The sequence below is a fragment of the Patescibacteria group bacterium genome (assembly GCA_041650895.1).
Classification (GTDB): Bacteria; Patescibacteriota; Patescibacteriia; order 2-01-FULL-39-33; family 2-01-FULL-39-33; genus CAISTG01.
Genome location: JBAZKF010000001.1, coordinates 533062 through 550222, shown reverse-complemented (window position 1 = coordinate 550222; position 17161 = coordinate 533062). Strand labels below are relative to the sequence as shown.

19 protein-coding genes are annotated in these 17161 nt (G+C 45.3%); 12 read left to right on the top strand and 7 right to left on the bottom strand.

Annotated features, from left to right (window positions below; translation table 11 throughout):
• Nucleotides 1–47: 47 nt before the first annotated feature.
• The 6 genes from WC473_02690 to WC473_02665 all read right to left on the bottom strand — a co-directional run bounded on the left by WC473_02690 (nucleotide 48) and on the right by WC473_02665 (nucleotide 3155).
• Nucleotides 48–470 carry an Hsp20/alpha crystallin family protein gene (locus tag WC473_02690; GenBank protein ID MFA5124708.1) on the bottom strand — a complete coding sequence of 141 codons (423 nt, stop codon included), beginning with the start codon at nucleotides 468–470 and terminating at the stop codon, nucleotides 48–50.
• 28 nt (nucleotides 471–498) lie between these two features.
• A complete protein-coding gene (locus WC473_02685) occupies nucleotides 499–978 on the bottom strand; it encodes a nucleotide exchange factor GrpE (protein MFA5124707.1) in 480 nt (159 codons plus the stop codon).
• A gap of 10 nt (nucleotides 979–988) precedes the next feature.
• Nucleotides 989–1681 carry a hypothetical protein gene (locus WC473_02680; protein ID MFA5124706.1) on the bottom strand — a complete coding sequence of 231 codons (693 nt, stop codon included), beginning with the start codon at nucleotides 1679–1681 and terminating at the stop codon, nucleotides 989–991.
• Between the two features lie 160 nt (nucleotides 1682–1841).
• A complete protein-coding gene (locus WC473_02675; GenBank protein MFA5124705.1) occupies nucleotides 1842–2081 on the bottom strand; it encodes a hypothetical protein in 240 nt (79 codons plus the stop codon).
• 14 nt (nucleotides 2082–2095) lie between these two features.
• Nucleotides 2096–2227: a hypothetical protein gene (locus WC473_02670; protein MFA5124704.1), complete on the bottom strand. Its 132-nt coding sequence runs from the start codon at nucleotides 2225–2227 to the stop codon at nucleotides 2096–2098.
• A gap of 286 nt (nucleotides 2228–2513) precedes the next feature.
• Nucleotides 2514–3155 (bottom strand): hypothetical protein, encoded by a 642-nt coding sequence (locus tag WC473_02665; GenBank protein MFA5124703.1) that lies wholly within the window; start codon nucleotides 3153–3155, stop codon nucleotides 2514–2516.
• Nucleotides 3156–3252: 97 nt separating this feature from the next.
• Here WC473_02665 and ruvB point away from each other — a divergent pair, with 97 nt between their 5' ends.
• From ruvB to WC473_02605, 12 genes are all read left to right on the top strand, one after another.
• Entirely contained in the window at nucleotides 3253–4284 is a 1032-nt protein-coding gene (gene ruvB / locus WC473_02660) for a Holliday junction branch migration DNA helicase RuvB (protein MFA5124702.1), read from the top strand.
• Between the two features lie 17 nt (nucleotides 4285–4301).
• A complete protein-coding gene (locus WC473_02655; GenBank protein ID MFA5124701.1) occupies nucleotides 4302–4592 on the top strand; it encodes a hypothetical protein in 291 nt (96 codons plus the stop codon).
• Between the two features lie 84 nt (nucleotides 4593–4676).
• Complete coding sequence (locus WC473_02650) at nucleotides 4677–5222, top strand: PH domain-containing protein (protein MFA5124700.1); 546 nt, start codon at nucleotides 4677–4679, stop codon at nucleotides 5220–5222.
• Complete coding sequence (gene queA, locus WC473_02645; GenBank protein MFA5124699.1) at nucleotides 5209–6225, top strand: tRNA preQ1(34) S-adenosylmethionine ribosyltransferase-isomerase QueA; 1017 nt, start codon at nucleotides 5209–5211, stop codon at nucleotides 6223–6225. Before WC473_02650 ends, queA begins: the two co-directional genes overlap by 14 nt.
• 147 nt (nucleotides 6226–6372) lie before the next feature.
• Nucleotides 6373–7512: a hypothetical protein gene (locus WC473_02640; protein ID MFA5124698.1), complete on the top strand. Its 1140-nt coding sequence runs from the start codon at nucleotides 6373–6375 to the stop codon at nucleotides 7510–7512.
• A gap of 345 nt (nucleotides 7513–7857) precedes the next feature.
• On the top strand, nucleotides 7858–8556 hold the full coding sequence (locus WC473_02635) for a nicotinate-nicotinamide nucleotide adenylyltransferase (GenBank protein MFA5124697.1): 699 nt from the start codon (nucleotides 7858–7860) through the stop codon (nucleotides 8554–8556).
• Nucleotides 8557–8600: 44 nt separating this feature from the next.
• A complete protein-coding gene (locus WC473_02630) occupies nucleotides 8601–9224 on the top strand; it encodes an NUDIX hydrolase (GenBank protein MFA5124696.1) in 624 nt (207 codons plus the stop codon).
• Nucleotides 9224–10855: a nicotinate phosphoribosyltransferase gene (gene pncB, locus WC473_02625; GenBank protein MFA5124695.1), complete on the top strand. Its 1632-nt coding sequence runs from the start codon at nucleotides 9224–9226 to the stop codon at nucleotides 10853–10855. Before WC473_02630 ends, pncB begins: the two co-directional genes overlap by 1 nt.
• 338 nt (nucleotides 10856–11193) lie before the next feature.
• Nucleotides 11194–11754, top strand: coding sequence for a histidine phosphatase family protein (locus WC473_02620; GenBank protein ID MFA5124694.1), 561 nt, complete (start codon nucleotides 11194–11196; stop codon nucleotides 11752–11754).
• 3 nt (nucleotides 11755–11757) lie between these two features.
• Entirely contained in the window at nucleotides 11758–12537 is a 780-nt protein-coding gene (locus tag WC473_02615; protein MFA5124693.1) for a nucleoside 2-deoxyribosyltransferase domain-containing protein, read from the top strand.
• Nucleotides 12538–12702: 165 nt separating this feature from the next.
• Nucleotides 12703–13635 (top strand): ribose-phosphate pyrophosphokinase-like domain-containing protein, encoded by a 933-nt coding sequence (locus tag WC473_02610; GenBank protein MFA5124692.1) that lies wholly within the window; start codon nucleotides 12703–12705, stop codon nucleotides 13633–13635.
• A gap of 19 nt (nucleotides 13636–13654) precedes the next feature.
• Nucleotides 13655–15745 carry an NAD(+) synthase gene (locus WC473_02605; protein MFA5124691.1) on the top strand — a complete coding sequence of 697 codons (2091 nt, stop codon included), beginning with the start codon at nucleotides 13655–13657 and terminating at the stop codon, nucleotides 15743–15745.
• Nucleotides 15746–15878: 133 nt separating this feature from the next.
• On the opposite strand, the gene glyA is transcribed toward WC473_02605, so the two are convergent.
• On the bottom strand, nucleotides 15879–17108 hold the full coding sequence (gene glyA, locus WC473_02600) for a serine hydroxymethyltransferase (protein ID MFA5124690.1): 1230 nt from the start codon (nucleotides 17106–17108) through the stop codon (nucleotides 15879–15881).
• Between the last annotated feature and the right edge of the window lie 53 nt (nucleotides 17109–17161).

Here is a 17161-nt window from a genome sequence, read left to right as displayed (position 1 = left end):
TTTCCTCCAGCGAAGCGGGAACAATTTCCCGCCTCAAGCAGAAAAAATTATTTGGCGATATTTACCTTAATGGTTTTGGGTTTGGCTTCCGGTAATTTGGGCAAAGTGATTTTTAAGATACCCTTGTCATAAGAGGCTTCGGCTTTATCGCTTTCCACTTTGGAGGGCAGAGCCACCGAACGGTAGAAAGATCCGGTACGCACTTCTTTGCGGTAGTAATTCTTGTCTTCCACTTCGGTTTTCTTTTCGTTTTCTCCTTTAATGGTTAAGATGTTGTTTTCAATGGCGATTTCCACTTTGTCCGGGTCAATGCCGGCCAGTGGCGCTTCCACTACGACGTTGTCTTTGTCTTCGTAAACGTCTATGGCCGGGGTAAAAGAGCCGGCCGTGATGGGCCAATCGCCCATTAGTTTTTCCGCTTCGTCAAAGGAATCGACGAAGGGAAAAGGTGTCCATTTGATGATTGACATATGTTTAATGGTTAATTTATTGATAATTTTATTTGGCTACTTTAACTTTGGCCGGCAGAAGCACTTTGCCGTCTAAGAGATAGCCCGGCGCCACTTCCTCAAAAATCATATCCGGTTCATAGCCGTCTTTTTTTTCATGCGTCAGGGCTTCATGCAGATTCGGATCGAATTTTTCGCCGTTAGTTTTGATTTCTTCTATTTGATATTTTTTAAAAAAATCCTGGAAAGTTTTTTGGATAAAAATCACGCCTTCCACCCAAGGTACCTTTTTCTGATCTTCAGGAATATGTTGCAAGGCCAGCTTGAAATGGGAATAAACAGGCAGAACCTCGGACATAAACGCGGCGTTGGCCCACTCGTAAGTTTCTTTGGCCTTTTTTTCTTCATCTTTTTTCAGATTCAAGTAATCGGCTTTGGCTCTTTGCCAGCCAGCCAGGAGTTCGCCGTTTTTTTCCTTTTCTTTCAGCAGTTCTTCTTGCAACTGCTCAATGGATTGTTCTTCGGACATAGGTTAGGTGCTAATTAATTTTATTGATTAATTCTTGCGCGTGTTTTATCAGTCCCAGGTTTCTTTTATAATCCATGCGCAGGGGCCCTAGAACACTGATGACTAAGGGTTGTCCTGATAATTCGGCCAAAGCGATAATAGCTGAAGCGTCGCGGCCGAAAGGACAGGTATCGCCGATTAATATTTGCGGCATTTCGTCGGCCTGCGGAAAGTACCAATTGATCACCCGATCCAGGTTATCAATAATGTCGGACATAGTGCAAACCAGGGACAGGTTGGTGAACTCCGGCTGACGGAACAAGTGCGATAAGCCGGTGTAGTACAGATCATTAGCTGAGAAGGCGATTATAATAGTCTGTTCGGATAAGCCTGCAAGCTGTTTAGCCAAGGTTTTGATGCTTTCATGGTTTTTGGTTAGATTAAGGCCGCTTAACTCTTGCCGGTCCTTGGCGGAAATATGGCTGTCAATGACGAAATAATTGATATAGTACTGGTAACCCAGAATAGTGGGGATTCGGCCGGCGGAGGTGTGGGGCTGATAAATCAGGCCCTGGCTCTCCAGTTCTGCCAATTCATTGCGAATGGTGGCCGGGCTTAAATCAGGGAAATATTTTTCTACCAAATGAGAAGAGCCGACCGGCTGGGCGGTTTTGACGTATTCATCAACTATGGCTTTGAGTAATTGTTCCTGTCTGGCCTCCATAAGTGGCTAAAATTAGGTATTTTCGCTATTAGCACTCTAATAGCGAGAGTGCTAATTTAAATATAGCGTAATGATAAAAAGCTGTCAAGGCTGTTTTTTTTGTAACAAAAATAAAACCCCAACTCGTCGGTTGGGGTATAAAGTACTATTCGGCCGGATTTCAGCCCGGTGTTTTGTGGGGTCTCGTCGCCACCGGTCTGACCAGTTTGGCTTTGATTGTGGCTTTACTGCCACTACCGCCGCAGGTCGGGCATACGCTGTCGGCCTGATTGCGGTTATAAGGGTCTTCCAAGTTGCGTTTTCTGCCGGTGCCACCGCAAGCCGGGCATCTTTCTTTATTCATATCGGCCATGATCTGCCTGATCGGGTCGGTCTCTTGGGGCGACTGGTCTTTCGGCATAGTTGTTATTCTCCCTATCTTGGTTGGTAGCGTTTGGCTTTTTTCATGGCCGCCGCCGGGTGCTTTGGTTTGGGTCTTTTATTTTTCCGTTTAGCCGAAATCCATTCTCTCTTTCTTCCTTCTCCTTTTCTTCCCTTTTTATCCATTATTCCGCGCTCCTTACCTTTTGGATTTTTGTGTTCCTTTAGTTTCCTTTAAATTTTTAAAGTTCTAAATCAGTTAATCATATGTTATTTTTGACTTTTTGTCAAGTACTTGGTGCAATTTGGAGTAAAAAGCTTGAAAAATAAAAACGGAAGCCAGCGGCTTCCGTATGGTATGTTATTTTTGACTTTTTGTCAAGTACTTGGTGCAATTTGGAGTAAAAAGCTTGAAAAATAAAAACGGAAGCCAGCGGCTTCCGTATGGTGCGTTTGATTTATAGTTACTTTTTTACTCTTTTTGGGATAGGCCACGGTGTGCGGCTCTAACCTTGCCGCCTATGCCTTTGATCGCTTCGGCTCCCTGTTTGGCTCCCTGCATGAATTCGTTGGCGGAAGGCATGATACTGCCTGAGCCCATATCCGCCAGAACCAGCGCCATAGCTTCGGAACGATTGAAGTCGCCGGTATGCAGGTATGCGTAAAGTTGTGCTTTCCTCAGGCGCGCCCGCGCATTGAAGAGTCGTCCTTGCGCTTCTTCAATGCCCTCGCTGACATCAACCATTTCGTTCAGGAAGAACTCAATCAAGGCGATGATGCTGGGATTCATTTTTACTATGGCTGTGCCACCGATACCGCAAATTGCTGGCAATAGTTCATTCAGTATGTCCGTAATAGGCGGAACAATATCATCAGATGCTTCTCCAACCAAAGAACCAACTTTTTCCATTATCGGGGTCAGGTTCAAGATCTCGCGTCTGATTAACCGTGACAAATCGGTTATTAAATTATCCAAAAGCTCCGGATTGTTCAGTAGTTCTTGCAGTAGAGCTTTATTCTTCAGGTCTTTAATGGTCATCGTTTTTCCTTTCTTGCCCCTTGGGGCGGTTTTGGTTTTGGCCAACTGCCGATAAATCAATGTGCGACTCATCATAATTGATGATTCATCATCTTATCATACTTTAATTCTTCTGTCAAGAGACTAATATGAAGTTTTGGCTTTTAGGTTATTTGTGTTAAGATAATGCCATATGGCAGAAATAGCGGAGGACCGCGTAATTGCCGCTCAAGACGACGGCAATGACACTGTTTTGGACTTGACTTTGCGCCCTAAATCGTTGGGCGAATATGTCGGCCAGCAGGCGGTCAAAGATAATTTACAGATTTTTATGGAGGCGGCCAAAACCAGGGAGGAACCCCTGGAGCATGTTTTGATTTTTGGTCCTCCGGGGTTGGGCAAGACGACTTTGGCGCATATTATCGCCAATGAGATGGACGCCAACATCAAAATAACTTCCGGTCCGGCGATTGAGCGTACCGGTGATTTGGCGGCGATTCTGACCAATCTTAATGAAGGTGATATTCTGTTTGTGGATGAAATTCATCGTCTAAACAAGTCCATTGAAGAAGTGTTGTATCCGGCTATGGAGGATTACGCCTTGGATATTGTCATCGGCAAAGGACCGTCGGCTCGGACTTTGCGGCTTAATCTGCCTAAATTCACTTTGGTCGGAGCAACCACCAAGATCAGTGGTCTGTCTTCGCCTTTGCGCGATCGCTTCGGTAATGTTTTCCGTTTGAATTTTTATAACAAACAAGAAATCGGCGAAATCATTTCCCGGGCCGCCAAGATATTGTCAATTGAAATGGATGAAACAGCCAGAGGGATTATTGCCGGCCGCGCTCGTCAGACTCCGCGTATCGCCAATCGGTTGCTCAAGCGCGTTCGTGATTTTGCCCAAGTCAAGAAAGATGGTAAAATTAATGAAGAGACGGCCAATGAGGCCTTGAAGCTTTTAGAGGTTGATGAATTAGGATTGGATCATGTCGATCATTTGTATTTGAAATTGTTATTAGAAAAGTTTAATGGCGGTCCGGTCGGTTTGAACACTATTTCCGCGGCCTTGTCCGAGGATATGGATACGATTGAAGATGTGATTGAACCGTTTTTGTTGCAATTGGGGTTCATTAACCGCACTTCCCGCGGACGTGTTTTAGCTGAAGAGGCTTATCGGCATTTGGGCGCTACCCCGCCGGTTAATCTTCAGGAGAAATTTATATAAAAAGAAATAAAGATTTTATGTTTTCACAATTAGATTTTTCTTTAACCATCGGAGTTTTTTATTGGCTCTACTTGATCGTAGTGGCGATTTTTATCTTATACACCCTGATTAACTATTACCACTTGATCAGATTCGGATTTTTTTCTTCCCTTAACATCGTTGTTATGGTTGTTTATGCCGTGGTTGCTGTTTGGCTGGTTTGGTTCTCGTTGACCACTTTAGCCACTCTGGATTGGAGCCGTTCCCTGTTTGATGCCAGTTGGCTTGCCGGCCTGACTGATATTTTCGGCTCCATTAAAGTCAAATAACTGACTCCCTGCTGTTTTGGTCGCTTATTAATCAAAAGCGACGGATCGCTTGGAACATCACAATAAAACTACAATAAAGAAAGTATGATAAATTTAAACGCTGTTCCCAATAAACGTCAAAATGAATTGGTGTTGGCTCATCTCTGGCCACATCCGATTGTTTTTATCGGTATACTTTTGTCCTATTTAATACTGTTCGTCATCCCGCCGGTAATTTATGCTTTCATTAATTTTGTTACTCCAGGAGTTTTTGATAACTTGGTAATCATGCCTGTGCTTTTGGCTTTAATGTTCGCTTATTACCTTTTAATCATGGTATTCATGCTGACAGTGTGGATGGATAACTATTTGGACGTGGATACCCTGACTAACGAACGGTTGATTTTGCGGACGCAAAAAGGTTTGTTTAATCGCACTGTTTCGGACATTGAGCTTTACCGCATCCAGAACGTTTCCGTTAATCAAAAAGGGTTGCTTAAGACCATCTTTAATTACGGCGATGTTAAAGTGGAAACGGCCGGCGAGGATCCCGGTTTTGTTTTGGTGAGCATTAACAACCCGATCAAAATTTCCCGTTTAATTCAACGTTTAGATGAAACCGCCAAAAACAGCCACAATACCACTGAATAAATTTGATTTCCGTTTACCTCGGCAATTAATCGGCCAGAAACCCATAAAACCGCGTGATGCCGCGCGGCTTTTGATTTTGGATAAAATCACGGGCCAGATCAAGCATCGGCACTTTTTTGATTTGCCCAGTTTGCTTCGGCCCGATGATGTTTTGGTTTTTAATGATTCCAAGGTTATTCCGGCGCGTCTGCGTGGTACAAAAGATACGGGTGGTCGGGTGGAGATATTCTTATTGAAAAGAATAAGAGGAGTTAACAAACAAAAAAATATTTGGCAGTGTTTGGTGGGAGGTAAAGTTAAACCGGGGCAGAAAATTGTCCTGACTGAAGATATTTCAGCTTTGGCAACAAAGAAGGATAGCGATCAGACTTGGCTGATGGAATTCAATGCCAATGACCAGCAACTGTTCGCTTTGGGTGAAACGCCCTTGCCACCTTATATCAAGACAGTTGCTAAGTTAGAGGATTATCAGACGGTCTATGCTAAAGAAGCGGGGTCGGTGGCTGCGCCGACCGCCGGTCTGCATTTTACTAAAAAGCTTCTAGGGCAATTGAAAAAGCGCGGCGTGGGAATCGAGTATGTGACTTTGCACGTGGGGCTTGGGACTTTTGCACCAGTCAAGGTTGATAATCTATTGGAACATAAAATGCATACGGAGTGGGCGGAGATTGACGCCATTACGGCCAAACGATTAAATCGGGCTAAGGCCGATGGTCGCAGAATCATTGCCGTAGGTACGACCGCGGTTAGGACTCTGGAATCCTCGGTTAATTCCTCCGGCCAGTTGCGTGCCGGCAACCGCCTAACTGATATTTTTATTTATCCCGGTTACAAGTTCAAGTTTACAGACGCCATGATTACCAATTTTCATTTGCCCAAATCAACCTTATTGGTTTTAGTTTCCGCCTTTGCCGGCCGAGAGAAGATTCTGTCCGCCTATCATGAAGCGATTAGAAAGAAGTATAAATTTTTTTCTTTCGGCGACGGGATGATGATTGAATAAGCGATAACTAAAAATAACCACCCTTGACCGAATCAAGGGTTTTATTTTTTAATATGCGTCTATTGACAATGGCCGGTAATTTGTCTACAATGAAGTATTGTGCAATTGACACGAGATTAATGCGACTTAAACGTTAGACAGCAGAAAATGGCCCTAAATGAACAACAGCAGGTTTTTGAGCTTGTCAAAAAGTCTCGGCAGACACTAATCGTATTCAGGAAGGATTGGACCGGAGACGCTTTGTCCGGCGCTTTGGCTTTGGCTGATTTTTTACGCAAGCTGGGTCAGAAAGCGGATATTGTCTGCCATGATTTCAAGCAATCGGCTAACTTGGCGCACTTGCCGGCCGGCGAGGTCAAGAAGAGTTTGAGTAATCTGCAAAAGTTTATCGTCTCAGTGGACTTGACTTCTACCGGTCTGGCGGAGTTTCAGTACGATCATAAAGAAGGCCGGTTGAATTTTTATATTACGCCGCAGGAAGGCCAACTGACTCCGGAAAACATCGCTTCTTCGGTTTCCGGTTATAAATATGACTTGATTTTTTTGATTAATACGCCGGATTTGGAGTCGCTGGGTGAGTTGTACTTGAAGAATACCGATTTTTTTTATTCCGTGCCCAAGATCAATATTGATCATGCCACCAGCAATGAATATTACGGCAACATTAATTTAGTCAATATTGCCGCCGCTTCCAGCTCAGAAATAATTTATGATTTGGTTAATGGTTATGATGCGACGCTGATTGATGATAATTTGGCGACTTACATTCTTTCCGGCATTATTATGGCGACTAAGAATTTTAAGACGGCGGAGGTAACGCCTAAGACCTTGACTTTGGCCGGTGAGCTTATTGCCAAGGGCGCGCGTCGCGATCAGATTGTGCAGAATTTATATCAAAGCAGATTTTTGTCCACTTTAAAGTTGTGGGGGCGCGTCTTGTCGCGATTGAATAATGATTTGGATGATCGGATTGTTTGGTCGGTTTTGTCTACGCAGGATTTTTTGGAGACCGCCACTAATCCCGAAGAGTTGTCTGACGTGATTGACGAATTAATTGTTTCTATGCCGCGTACCGAGGCCGTAGTGTTGATGTATGAGGATAAGCGAGGTGAAGTCCCGGTGGTGCAAGCGTTGGTGTATGCGATCAAAAATCATGATGCGATCTTTCTGGCGCGTAAATTCAACCCGTCCGGCAATAAGGATGTGGCTAAGTTCGTTTTAACCGGCACAACCCTGGCCGAAGCGGAAAGAAGTGTAATAGAGGAAGTTAAAAAACAGCTGGTTTAGTCATTGATGCGGGAGGTAGTCCGGCTAGTAAATATCGTAGTTTTTCAGACTCATTGAGGCCCCAATTTTGGGCCTTTTTAGTTTTTGCTTAAAACTTGACTTTTGGCTTAATTTGTGATAAATTAGGCAGTTATCTATTGATGATATTAACCGTAATGTTCGTGATTGCCTTTATGATTAGTTTTTTGTCTAAAATTAGATAAATTTGAAAATTAGCGTTGATTAAGATGATTAAGATGAACGCTGTTTTTCGTTTCTGACTCGTAATAGTCGGAGACTGGCACTTTAAATCTTAGAAACAACCCGTCTACGTAAGGTCTTGACGGGCTAAAGAAGGAGATAGCGATGCTAAATCCCAAAAGCATAATTATCGGTGGCAGTTCTGCTAATCCGCCCCACTACGGGCATCAGGCTATTTTGGCTGATGTCTTGCGAGGTGAAAGAAAAGCTGATTATGACTTGATGATTTGGATTCCTTGCGGTGAACGGCCGGATAAGCATTTGGCGGTTTGCACAAAGTGCGCCGACAGCTCGGCAGGGTTCTGTTCCGATTGTATTAATCACAGGATTGCCATGACCGAGATGATGGTTAATGATTTTCGTCAAATGTCAAGCAGTCCGATTAATTTTCAAGTCTGGTATGATGATATCTTCGGCCGTAATACGGCGACTATAGATTGGCTGGAACTTTTGGTAAGAAAATATCCGCAAGCTAAGCTGACTTGGCTGACCGGCTCAGACTCGGTAATACCGCGTCCGGAGTTCGGCGGTTTGAATGAGATTCAAGCGCGTTGGAAGCGAGGCGAATGGCTGTTTGCCTGCCAGAGATGGCATTGGCTGGTTTATCCCCGGCCCGGTTATGAATTAGGCGACTTGCCACTGCCTTGGCAATTTAAAATAGCTTCATTGAATACGGGAATAGATATTTCTTCGTCGCAAATTCGCGCTTCAATTGCCGGGAATTGTTGTGATTGGGAGAAGTCAGTTCCTCCCAACATCGCCAAGTATATCAAGATTAACGGACTTTACGGTTATCAAATTTGATTAGCAATAGAAACATTAACCGAACAAAAGAAGGAGAACAAATTATGGACAATGGCAACAGCGATCAAAGCGGAGTGAAGAGCGTTTTGAGTGAGGCCTATGATTTGGTTTATAATGGTTGGATCAGGGTCTGGCGTGGTACCGGGAGAAAGCAGGAGGTTGTGGAAAAGAAAGACGCCGTGGCGTTTCTGGTTTACAATCGCGATCGGCGCGCCGTAGCTATGGTTATGCAAGATCGTCCGGCAACAATATTTGCCACGAATCATATTGCGCCCATACTGGAGGTTCCAGCCGGCCACATTGATCAAGGCGAAACGGTGGTCTGGGCAATGGCTCGTGAAGCTCGGGAAGAGTTGGGCTTATTGGTTGACTTGGAGACAGTCGCCGGGCGTTTTGAGTTGATTAATTTCGGCACTCCTCTTTTCACCTCGCCGGGAATTATTACCGAGCGCCTTCATTTGGGTTATGGTAAGTTCAATGATGATGAATTTGATCACAGCCGGACGAGTTTTGGTTTAGACGCGGAAGGGGAAAGTACGGAAGTTCGTTGGATCTCCATTAAGGAATTGAGTTGTATGCCTTATCCCGACTTGAAAACTTTTACTTTGGTGCAATGGTTTATGCTGAAAATCTATCCGCAATTAACAGCAGAAAAGGAGAATGAGTAATGAATGAACAAGGATCGCCATTAAGAATTTCCCCGCTTTTGACCGATTTTTATCAGATTTCCATGCTCTACACGTATTGGAAAACCAGCCGGGAAGAACGGTATGCGGTGTTTGATCTGTTTTACCGCACCGCTCCATTTGGCGGCCAATACGCCGTATTTGCCGGTTTGGGCCGCATTCTTGATTATTTGTCCGAGTTTTATTTGACGCCGGAAGAAATCAGTTATCTGAAGAGTTTGCCCGTTTGCAGTCACTATGAACCGGAATTTTTTGACTGGTTCAATTCATTGAAGATGAAAATCAAAGTGTGGGCGCCGGAAGAAGGGACTTTGGTGTTTCCACGAGAGCCGTTAGTGAGTGTGGCGGGACCGGTCTGCGTGGCTCAATTGATTGAAACGACCCTTCTGAACTCGACGAATTATCCGACACAAATTATTACGAACGCGGCGCGCATGCGTTATGCGGCCGGTTGGGAGGCGACATTGATGGAATTCGCTCTGCGCCGGGCCCCCGGTCCGGACGGCGCCATTTCCGCTTCGCATTATGCGGTGATGGGCGGATTTGATTCCACCTCCAATGTTTTGGCTGGTTTGCTTCATCATTTGCCGGTCGGCGGAACGCACGCTCATTCCTTTGTTACCAGCTATTCAGCGGAAGACTTGAAATGCCAAAGAATATTAACCACTAAGGACGGAAAGCGTACTTATAACTTTACCGTCCTTGCCCTAGATCGCCAGGATTGCTTAAAGGGTTATTTTCCCAGCGAAACCAATCAGGGAGAATTGGCGGCATTCATTGATTACGCCTGGGCTAATCCCGATAGGTTTTTGGCTTTAATTGACACGTATAACGTGGAGACTTCGGGTTTGCCCAATTATCTGGCGGTCGCCCTGGCTTTGGCTGAATGCGGTTACACCCCGTTGGGTGTTCGTCTGGATTCCGGCGACTTGGCATATCTGTCCAATATTGTTTACGGCGGTTATGAGCTTATTAAGAAATATCGGCCAGCCGCACATTGTGACTTCACCAAACAGGCGATTGTAGTGTCTAATGATATTGACGAAGCCATTTTATGGAGTTTTCGCAGACAGAAGCATCACATCACCCATTTTGGCATCGGTACCCGCTTGGCAAATTGTCCTGCTCTGGGCGGCGTGTATAAGCTGGTGCAGATCGGCAATCGCCCGGTCATTAAACTGTCAATGAATATCGACAAGATGACGATTCCCGGCGCCAAACGAGCGATTCGTTTGTATGGCGCGGACGGGAAAGCCATTTTAGATCTTTTGGTGGCTGATGAAGAATATGATGAAGTGCTCCAGTCGATCCGCGCGTCTAATGAGATTCTTTGCCGCGATCCGATCAATGAGACGGTTCGTTGCAAAGTTAAGCCGGCCACTTGTAAGGAATTGCATCAGCTCGTGTTTTTTAATGGCCGACGTTTTGATTCTCTTGCCCCAGGCGTTTTGGCCGTTCAAGCGTATATCAGGCAGCAGTTTGAAATGGAAATGCGCGAAGACCATCTGCGGCCGGAAAATCCAACGCCTTTCAAGGTGGCGGTGACTGAAAGGGTTTATCAGCAGATGCACTTACTGATGGCTTCGGAAGCGCCAATCCCGGTATTGTCGTAGGTCGTCGTAAAAGCACTTTTTAATTTTAACCGGCGGAACTGTCAAAAATTTTGACAGTTCCGCCCTTTGCCTGAGCCGCTTACTTAGTAGGCGTCTTGGTTTGAAGGAAGCAGCACTTTAAAATCAATCTAACAATAAGGAGGAATAGATCATGCCTATGCCGATGAATTTGTTTTTTCTGATTCTAACTCTTTGAATCTTTCAAAAATATCATTAGCCTCTGCCTCCTGATCAATAATATATTTTTCAGTGTTAATTTTTTCTCCCCAACCTTTTTTCCCGCTAAGGTATTCGGCTCCGACTGCTCCCAGTTTGGCGCCGGCGAGTCCGCTGCTTTATTGGGTTTAAACGGCCATTGGAAAATAGACTATAATCTGCGCGAGCGTGAATGGGGAGAATTAAGTGTTTTGCCTGATGATGAACGGCGTGAGAAGTATGGTCCGATTCTACTTAATCGCAATGGCAATGGTTTTTATTGGTCGCCTCTTGGCGGAGAATCCATGGCTAATGCCTGTATGCGAGCTGATCGGGTTTTGGGGACGTTCCATCGCGAATGTTCGGAGAGTAACGTAGTCGTGGTTAATCATGGTGAAGTGATGTGGTGTTTTATAGTTCGTCTAGAACGGCTTACTCCTTTTCAATATGTTGAATTGGACGGTTCCAGAGATCCGCTTGATCGTATCCATAATTGCCAGGTTATTCATTACACGCGCCAAGATCCGTTTACGGGGCAGATTACTCCTTATTATGTTTGGCGGCGTTCTGTCTGCCCTTGGTGTCTGCCCAAATCGCGTAATGAGTGGGAGAAAATCATTAGAACAATCTATTCCGACAGTGATTTGCTGGCTCTGGCTAATCAGTATCAGCAGTTTTCGCCATCGACCGAAGAGGAGAAATAATTGATGTCTGAAAAATACGGTTTTACTATCGTGCACGGCCAAGAATCGTTTCCTGAGCAGGTGATTAAGTCGGTGTTTTTGGCCGGACCAATCCCGCGAGACGAGAAGGGGTTGTCTTGGAAATTCGGCGCTTTCGCCATTCTGGAGTCATTAGGTTTTTCCGGCACGGTTTACGATCCGGAAAAGAAAGGCGGCGGTTTCCGCAAAGACGTCAATCGTCAGGCTCAAATCGATTGGGAAGACGAGGGGCTCAATCGCGCCGATGTAATCCTGTTCTGGATACCGCGAGAGCTTAAACATATGCCGGCCTTGACCACCAACGTGGAATTTGGCGAGTGGATGAAATCGGGCAAAGTTGTTTTGGGCGCGCCTGAAAATGCCGCCCGCATGAAGTATTTGTTAGAGAAAGCGGTAAAATATAAAATTCCTACGGCGAATACTTTGAAAAAGACCATTGAGTTGGCTTTGGGCATGTTGGGCCGAGGCGCTTTAAGAACTGGCGGCGAATGCCAGGTGCCGTTGCATATTTGGCAGACCAAAGCTTTTCAGTATTGGTATCATTTGCGAAAAAGGGCGGGTAATGAGTTGCGCGGTTGCCGGGTGCTTTATAATAATTTTTTTGCCAAACATAAGCCGATTTGGCTGATTCGCCCGCAAGTGTATGTGCCAGAGGAAAATCAGATCAAGGGCGCGGAGTTAGTTGCAGGACGATCCAGCGCTTGTTCGAATTTGTATTATCTGCCAGAAGACGACGATACCATTTTCCCCGAGGTTTTATTCTAAAGGCAATAGGCGCTATTAGTTAGATTGAGTTAATTTTACGCAGAGGCGATTTGCTTCGCCTCTGCCTTTCACTAGAGCAATTAAAAATTGATTGTTCTTAGAAAGTCTGAGAACATTACAACTTAATGTGAGCAGTAACAACGCAACCAGAAAGGAATAGAAACCATGCCTACTAAAAATATTGTTATTTTGAGTTGTCCGATCATGGAAGGGTTCGCTTGTGCTGTAGCAAAAGCCCTTGAGCATTATCCGGTTGGGTATTCTCCCATCAGGTGGGGTGAGTTTCCCGATGGTTTCCCCGATACGTCCATAGACGCTGAAGCGGTGAAAAACAAACACGTTTGGTTTTTTGCTTCCTTGGAAAATCCGCTGGAAATTTTCCGCCAGTTTTCCGTTTTATGGGCTTTGCCGCGCTATGGCGCCAGGTCACTCAACGTGGTTTTACCTTTTTACCCCACCGGCACCATGGAACGGAAAATGAGCCCCGGCGACATTGTTACGGCCAAGAGTTTGGCTCGAATGTTTGACGCTATACCGGGCAATGCCGGAACACCCCGGATTTTTATTTTTGACATTCATGATTTGCGCGAGGAATTTTATTTTTCCGATAATGTTTTGATTTTCTTGCAATCAGCCATTCCCTATCTATCAAAAAACTTTTATGATTGGTCAGTGGCATTTCCCGACGAGGGGGCGCAAAAGCGTTTCGGCAAGACATTGGGTAATTTTCGGCAAATCACTTGCCAGAAGATTAGGCAAGACGATAAGCGCATCGTCACCATAAAAGAGGGCGAAGTGCAAGGGCGGAATATATTGATTGTTGATGATTTGACTCGGACTGGAGGCACTTTGATTGAATGTGCCAAGATTTTGGAATCCCAGGGAGCGGCAACGATCAATCTGGTCGTGCCTCACGCCGCTGTTAATGCCCAAGCCGTTAGCAGGCTGGTTGAAGCTCACGAACAAGGATTGATTAACCGTCTTTACACCACAGACTCCTGTCCCGCGGCCATTAAACTGCTGATCGGGTCGGATTTCGTTTTTATCAAATCGTTATGCAATCCGATAGTAGAAATAATCTTGAAAGAAGAATTTTGAGTGGAAGGAGAATAAAAGAATGCCAGTAAGAAACTTGCCTCTTAGTTTGAAATTGGATCATCGGCAAATGGGGTTTTTGCGCGTCGCTACGGCTGTACCCAGGGTGTTTATCGGCGATGCGATAAAGAATTCCCAAATCGCCGTTTCTTACGCTCATCAGGCGATCGCGCGACACGTTGATGTGCTGTGTTTTCCGGAATTGAATTTGACAGGATATTCTTTGGGTGACGGTTTCCTTAATGCCGGACTGCTTAGCGATGCCCTGAAGGCATTACAGATTTATCTGACAGCAACATCCGAATTTAATTTGATCAGTCTTATCGGTTTGCCTGTGTATTTTCAAGATAAGCTGTTTAATGTGGCGGCGGTTTGCCATTATGGGCGAGTTATAGGGGTGATTGCCAAAACGTTCTTACCGAATTACGGTGAATTTTACGAAAATCGTTGGTTTAATTCAGCTTCCTTGTTGGGTGATGACACGGAAATCTCCATGCCTACAGCTTGGGGTGATAAAACTGCCCTTGTGCCTATAGGCAACGATTTGATTTTTCCTTTGCTTACGTCCGGGGGGGGTTGTTTGGGCGTGTTAGCCGGGGAAATTTGTGAGGATAGCTGGGCTAATTTGCGACCCTCGCTGTTTCATGCCGATAACGGAGCTAATATTATTTTTAATTTGTCGGCCTCTAATGAATTGGTGGGCAAGGAGGATTATCGGTGTGATATTTTGGCTAAGGCGATTTCCGGCAATTCGGTCTGCGCTTATATTTATTGCTCGGCCGGCCAAGGCGAGTCCACCGCTGAAACGGTTTTTGGCGGGCACTGCCTGATTGCCGAGAACGGCAGTATTCTGGCGGAACGCCAACCGTTTAATTCCGGCAACAGCAATCCGCTGTTTGGCGGACAATATAAGGCAGAAGAAGCTGAATTATTGGTAGCAGATGTGGATATTCATCGTTTAAATAACGAGCGTTTGCGCAATAAGAGTAATTCTAATACGCTAAGGGGTTGGAAGCATAAGGCGCGGACGGTGCCCATTGATTTATTGAGTATTTGCGGTGATAAGAATTGGCTGAGGAAAATCGATTCCTATCCGTTTGTGCCCGGTGATCCCGATACTCTGGATAAACGTTGCGAACGCATTCTCATAATCGCGTCAATCGGTTTGTTTGAGCGGTTGCGGCGAGTCTTCCCTGACCCGGAGAAGCTTAAGGCGGCGATTGCCATTTCCGGCGGTCGCGATTCAACCTTAGCTTTTCTTAATTTGGCTTTGGCTTGCCGTTACGGCGGTTGGGATATGAAAAAAATCACAGCCGTAACCATGCCTGGACCAGGGACGACCTTCGGACCTACTGGAACCTACCAGGATGCCGTTGACTTGATTAACGCCTTAGGCGCGACCTTTAAGGAAGTCGGGATTGAAGAACAAGTTACCGCTCATTTGCGCGCTATTGGCCATGAGCCCTGCTGGAATTGTCTGCAATGCGAGAATGCTCAGGCGCGCGAACGAACGCAGACTGTCATGGATTTGGGCTTTACTATCGGTACCGGCAATTTGTCGGAAAGCATTTTGGGTTATTGCACCTATAACGGTGATCAGATGAGCATGTACAACCCCAATTGCGGCATCCCCAAAACTTTGGTTAATAAGTTGTTGAAATGGATTGCCGATAAGCAGTTATTCGGCCCCGAAGTTTCGTCAATCATCTATCATATCTTAGACAAAGAAGCCTCGGCTGAGTTGGTTAAGTCAGATGGAATACATATCTCTCAAATTACGGAAGAAATAATCGGTCAATATCCGGCGCTTGATTTTGATATGTATCATTTTATTCGCGCCGGCAATTCGCCGAGACGTTTATTTCAGTTGGTTTGTGAAGCTTTTAAGGGTGTTTATGAACCAGAAGATTTACTTAAGTGGTTGGAAACTTTTTTACATCAGTTGTTGAAAAATCAGTTCAAACGCGATGCCAGTCCTAACGGACCCAAAGTGGGAACATTATCCGCCAGTCCCCGGGCTGATTTGCGTTTGCCCTCGGATATGGCTTTCCCCAGCAGCTGGCGTAAATTTCTTGATGATATGGCTAAAGCGTTAGCTGCAGAAAAAGCGTAAGAACAGATAGTTGCCGCGCCGGAAGATAATTTTTCGGCGATTGAAGAGAATAGAGGCCTAAGATTAAAATAGCACATTAATAAAGAGCCGTAACTCGCGTGAGTTACGGCTCGTTTTTATTTGTTACAATTTTTTAATAAATCGGAAATTTTTTCGTCAGTTGACGGACTTCTTTTTTTATTCTCGCTGTCAGTTTTTCATCATTCGGCCGTTTGATGATTTCGGCGATCCAAAGTCCGATCAGCCTCATCTCCTTTTCTTTCATTCCGCGCGTCGTAAGAGCGGCTGTACCCAGACGTAAACCGGAAGGATTAAGCGGTTTGGCCGGATCATAAGGAATCATATTGGCATTGGCATAAATCTCAGCGCGTTCCAAGGCGTCGGCAGTGGTTTTTCCGGTCAGGCCGGTCGAGCGCATATCTGCCAGAAGCAAATGGTTATCACTGCCTCCGGAAACGAGGCGCAAGCCGGAATCCTTTAGGGTTTCTGCCAACATCCGAGCATTAGTTATGGTTTGCTTTTGTATCTTGCTGAAATTTTTTGACAACGCCCGCTCAAAGCATAGAGCTTTAGCCGCTATGATATTCTCCAGCGGTCCGCCTTGCAAGCCAGGGAAGACAGCCTTGTCAATCGCCTTGGCCAAATCGGCGCGACAAACAATAAAGGCGCTGCGCGGTCCGCCTAAAGTTTTGTGGGTGGTGGAGGTGACAATATCGGCATAAGGAAAGGGTGAAGGATGTTCTCCGGCGACAATTAATCCGGCAATATGAGCGATATCAGCTAAGAGCAACGCCCCGCAGGCATCGGCGATTCGGCGGAATTTTTTGAAATCAATTAAACGCGGGTAAGCGGTGGCCCCGCAGACAATCATTTTGGGCCGTTCTTTTTTGGCCAATTCGGCGATAGTGTTATAATCTAATCGCTCTGTTTTTTTATTTACGCCGTAATGGATGAATTTAAACAGTTGACCGGAGAAATTGACCGGTGAGCCGTGCGTTAGATGCCCGCCGGCAGAGAGATCCATAGCCATGATTTTATCGCCCGGCTGAAGCAAACCCAAATAACATGCCAGATTAGCTGATGATCCTGAATGAGGCTGGACATTGGCGTACCAGTTTTCCGGTTTGAGATTGAATATTTTCAGACACAATCTTTGCGTTTCTGTTTCTATTCCATCAATGTATTTATTTCCGGAATAATAACGCTTGCCCGGATAGCCCTCGGCGTATTTATTGGATAAGGGCGTACCCATGGCATCTAGAATGTTTTGCGGGCAGTAATTTTCCGAAGCAATCATTACCAGTCCGTTCTTCTGGCGTTCTATTTCTTGTTTGATTAGTTGGGGGATTTTAGATTTTGTCATATTTTGCTATAATTAACCATAGCAAATTAAGTATTTTTATTCAATTGTTATTC

Coding starts and splice junctions, on each gene's coding strand:
- WC473_02650 (MFA5124700.1), top strand. CDS start 4,677: ATGATAAATTTAAACGCTGTTCCCAATAAACGTCAAAATGAATTGGTG.
- glyA (MFA5124690.1), bottom strand. CDS start 17,108: ATGACAAAATCTAAAATCCCCCAACTAATCAAACAAGAAATAGAACGC.
- WC473_02640 (MFA5124698.1), top strand. CDS start 6,373: ATGGCCCTAAATGAACAACAGCAGGTTTTTGAGCTTGTCAAAAAGTCT.
- WC473_02655 (MFA5124701.1), top strand. CDS start 4,302: ATGTTTTCACAATTAGATTTTTCTTTAACCATCGGAGTTTTTTATTGG.
- WC473_02690 (MFA5124708.1), bottom strand. CDS start 470: ATGTCAATCATCAAATGGACACCTTTTCCCTTCGTCGATTCCTTTGAC.
- WC473_02605 (MFA5124691.1), top strand. CDS start 13,655: ATGCCAGTAAGAAACTTGCCTCTTAGTTTGAAATTGGATCATCGGCAA.
- WC473_02615 (MFA5124693.1), top strand. CDS start 11,758: ATGTCTGAAAAATACGGTTTTACTATCGTGCACGGCCAAGAATCGTTT.
- pncB (MFA5124695.1), top strand. CDS start 9,224: ATGAATGAACAAGGATCGCCATTAAGAATTTCCCCGCTTTTGACCGAT.
- WC473_02670 (MFA5124704.1), bottom strand. CDS start 2,227: ATGGATAAAAAGGGAAGAAAAGGAGAAGGAAGAAAGAGAGAATGGATT.
- WC473_02635 (MFA5124697.1), top strand. CDS start 7,858: ATGCTAAATCCCAAAAGCATAATTATCGGTGGCAGTTCTGCTAATCCG.
- WC473_02685 (MFA5124707.1), bottom strand. CDS start 978: ATGTCCGAAGAACAATCCATTGAGCAGTTGCAAGAAGAACTGCTGAAA.
- WC473_02675 (MFA5124705.1), bottom strand. CDS start 2,081: ATGCCGAAAGACCAGTCGCCCCAAGAGACCGACCCGATCAGGCAGATC.
- ruvB (MFA5124702.1), top strand. CDS start 3,253: ATGGCAGAAATAGCGGAGGACCGCGTAATTGCCGCTCAAGACGACGGC.
- WC473_02665 (MFA5124703.1), bottom strand. CDS start 3,155: ATGATGAGTCGCACATTGATTTATCGGCAGTTGGCCAAAACCAAAACC.
- WC473_02610 (MFA5124692.1), top strand. CDS start 12,703: ATGCCTACTAAAAATATTGTTATTTTGAGTTGTCCGATCATGGAAGGG.
- WC473_02630 (MFA5124696.1), top strand. CDS start 8,601: ATGGACAATGGCAACAGCGATCAAAGCGGAGTGAAGAGCGTTTTGAGT.
- WC473_02680 (MFA5124706.1), bottom strand. CDS start 1,681: ATGGAGGCCAGACAGGAACAATTACTCAAAGCCATAGTTGATGAATAC.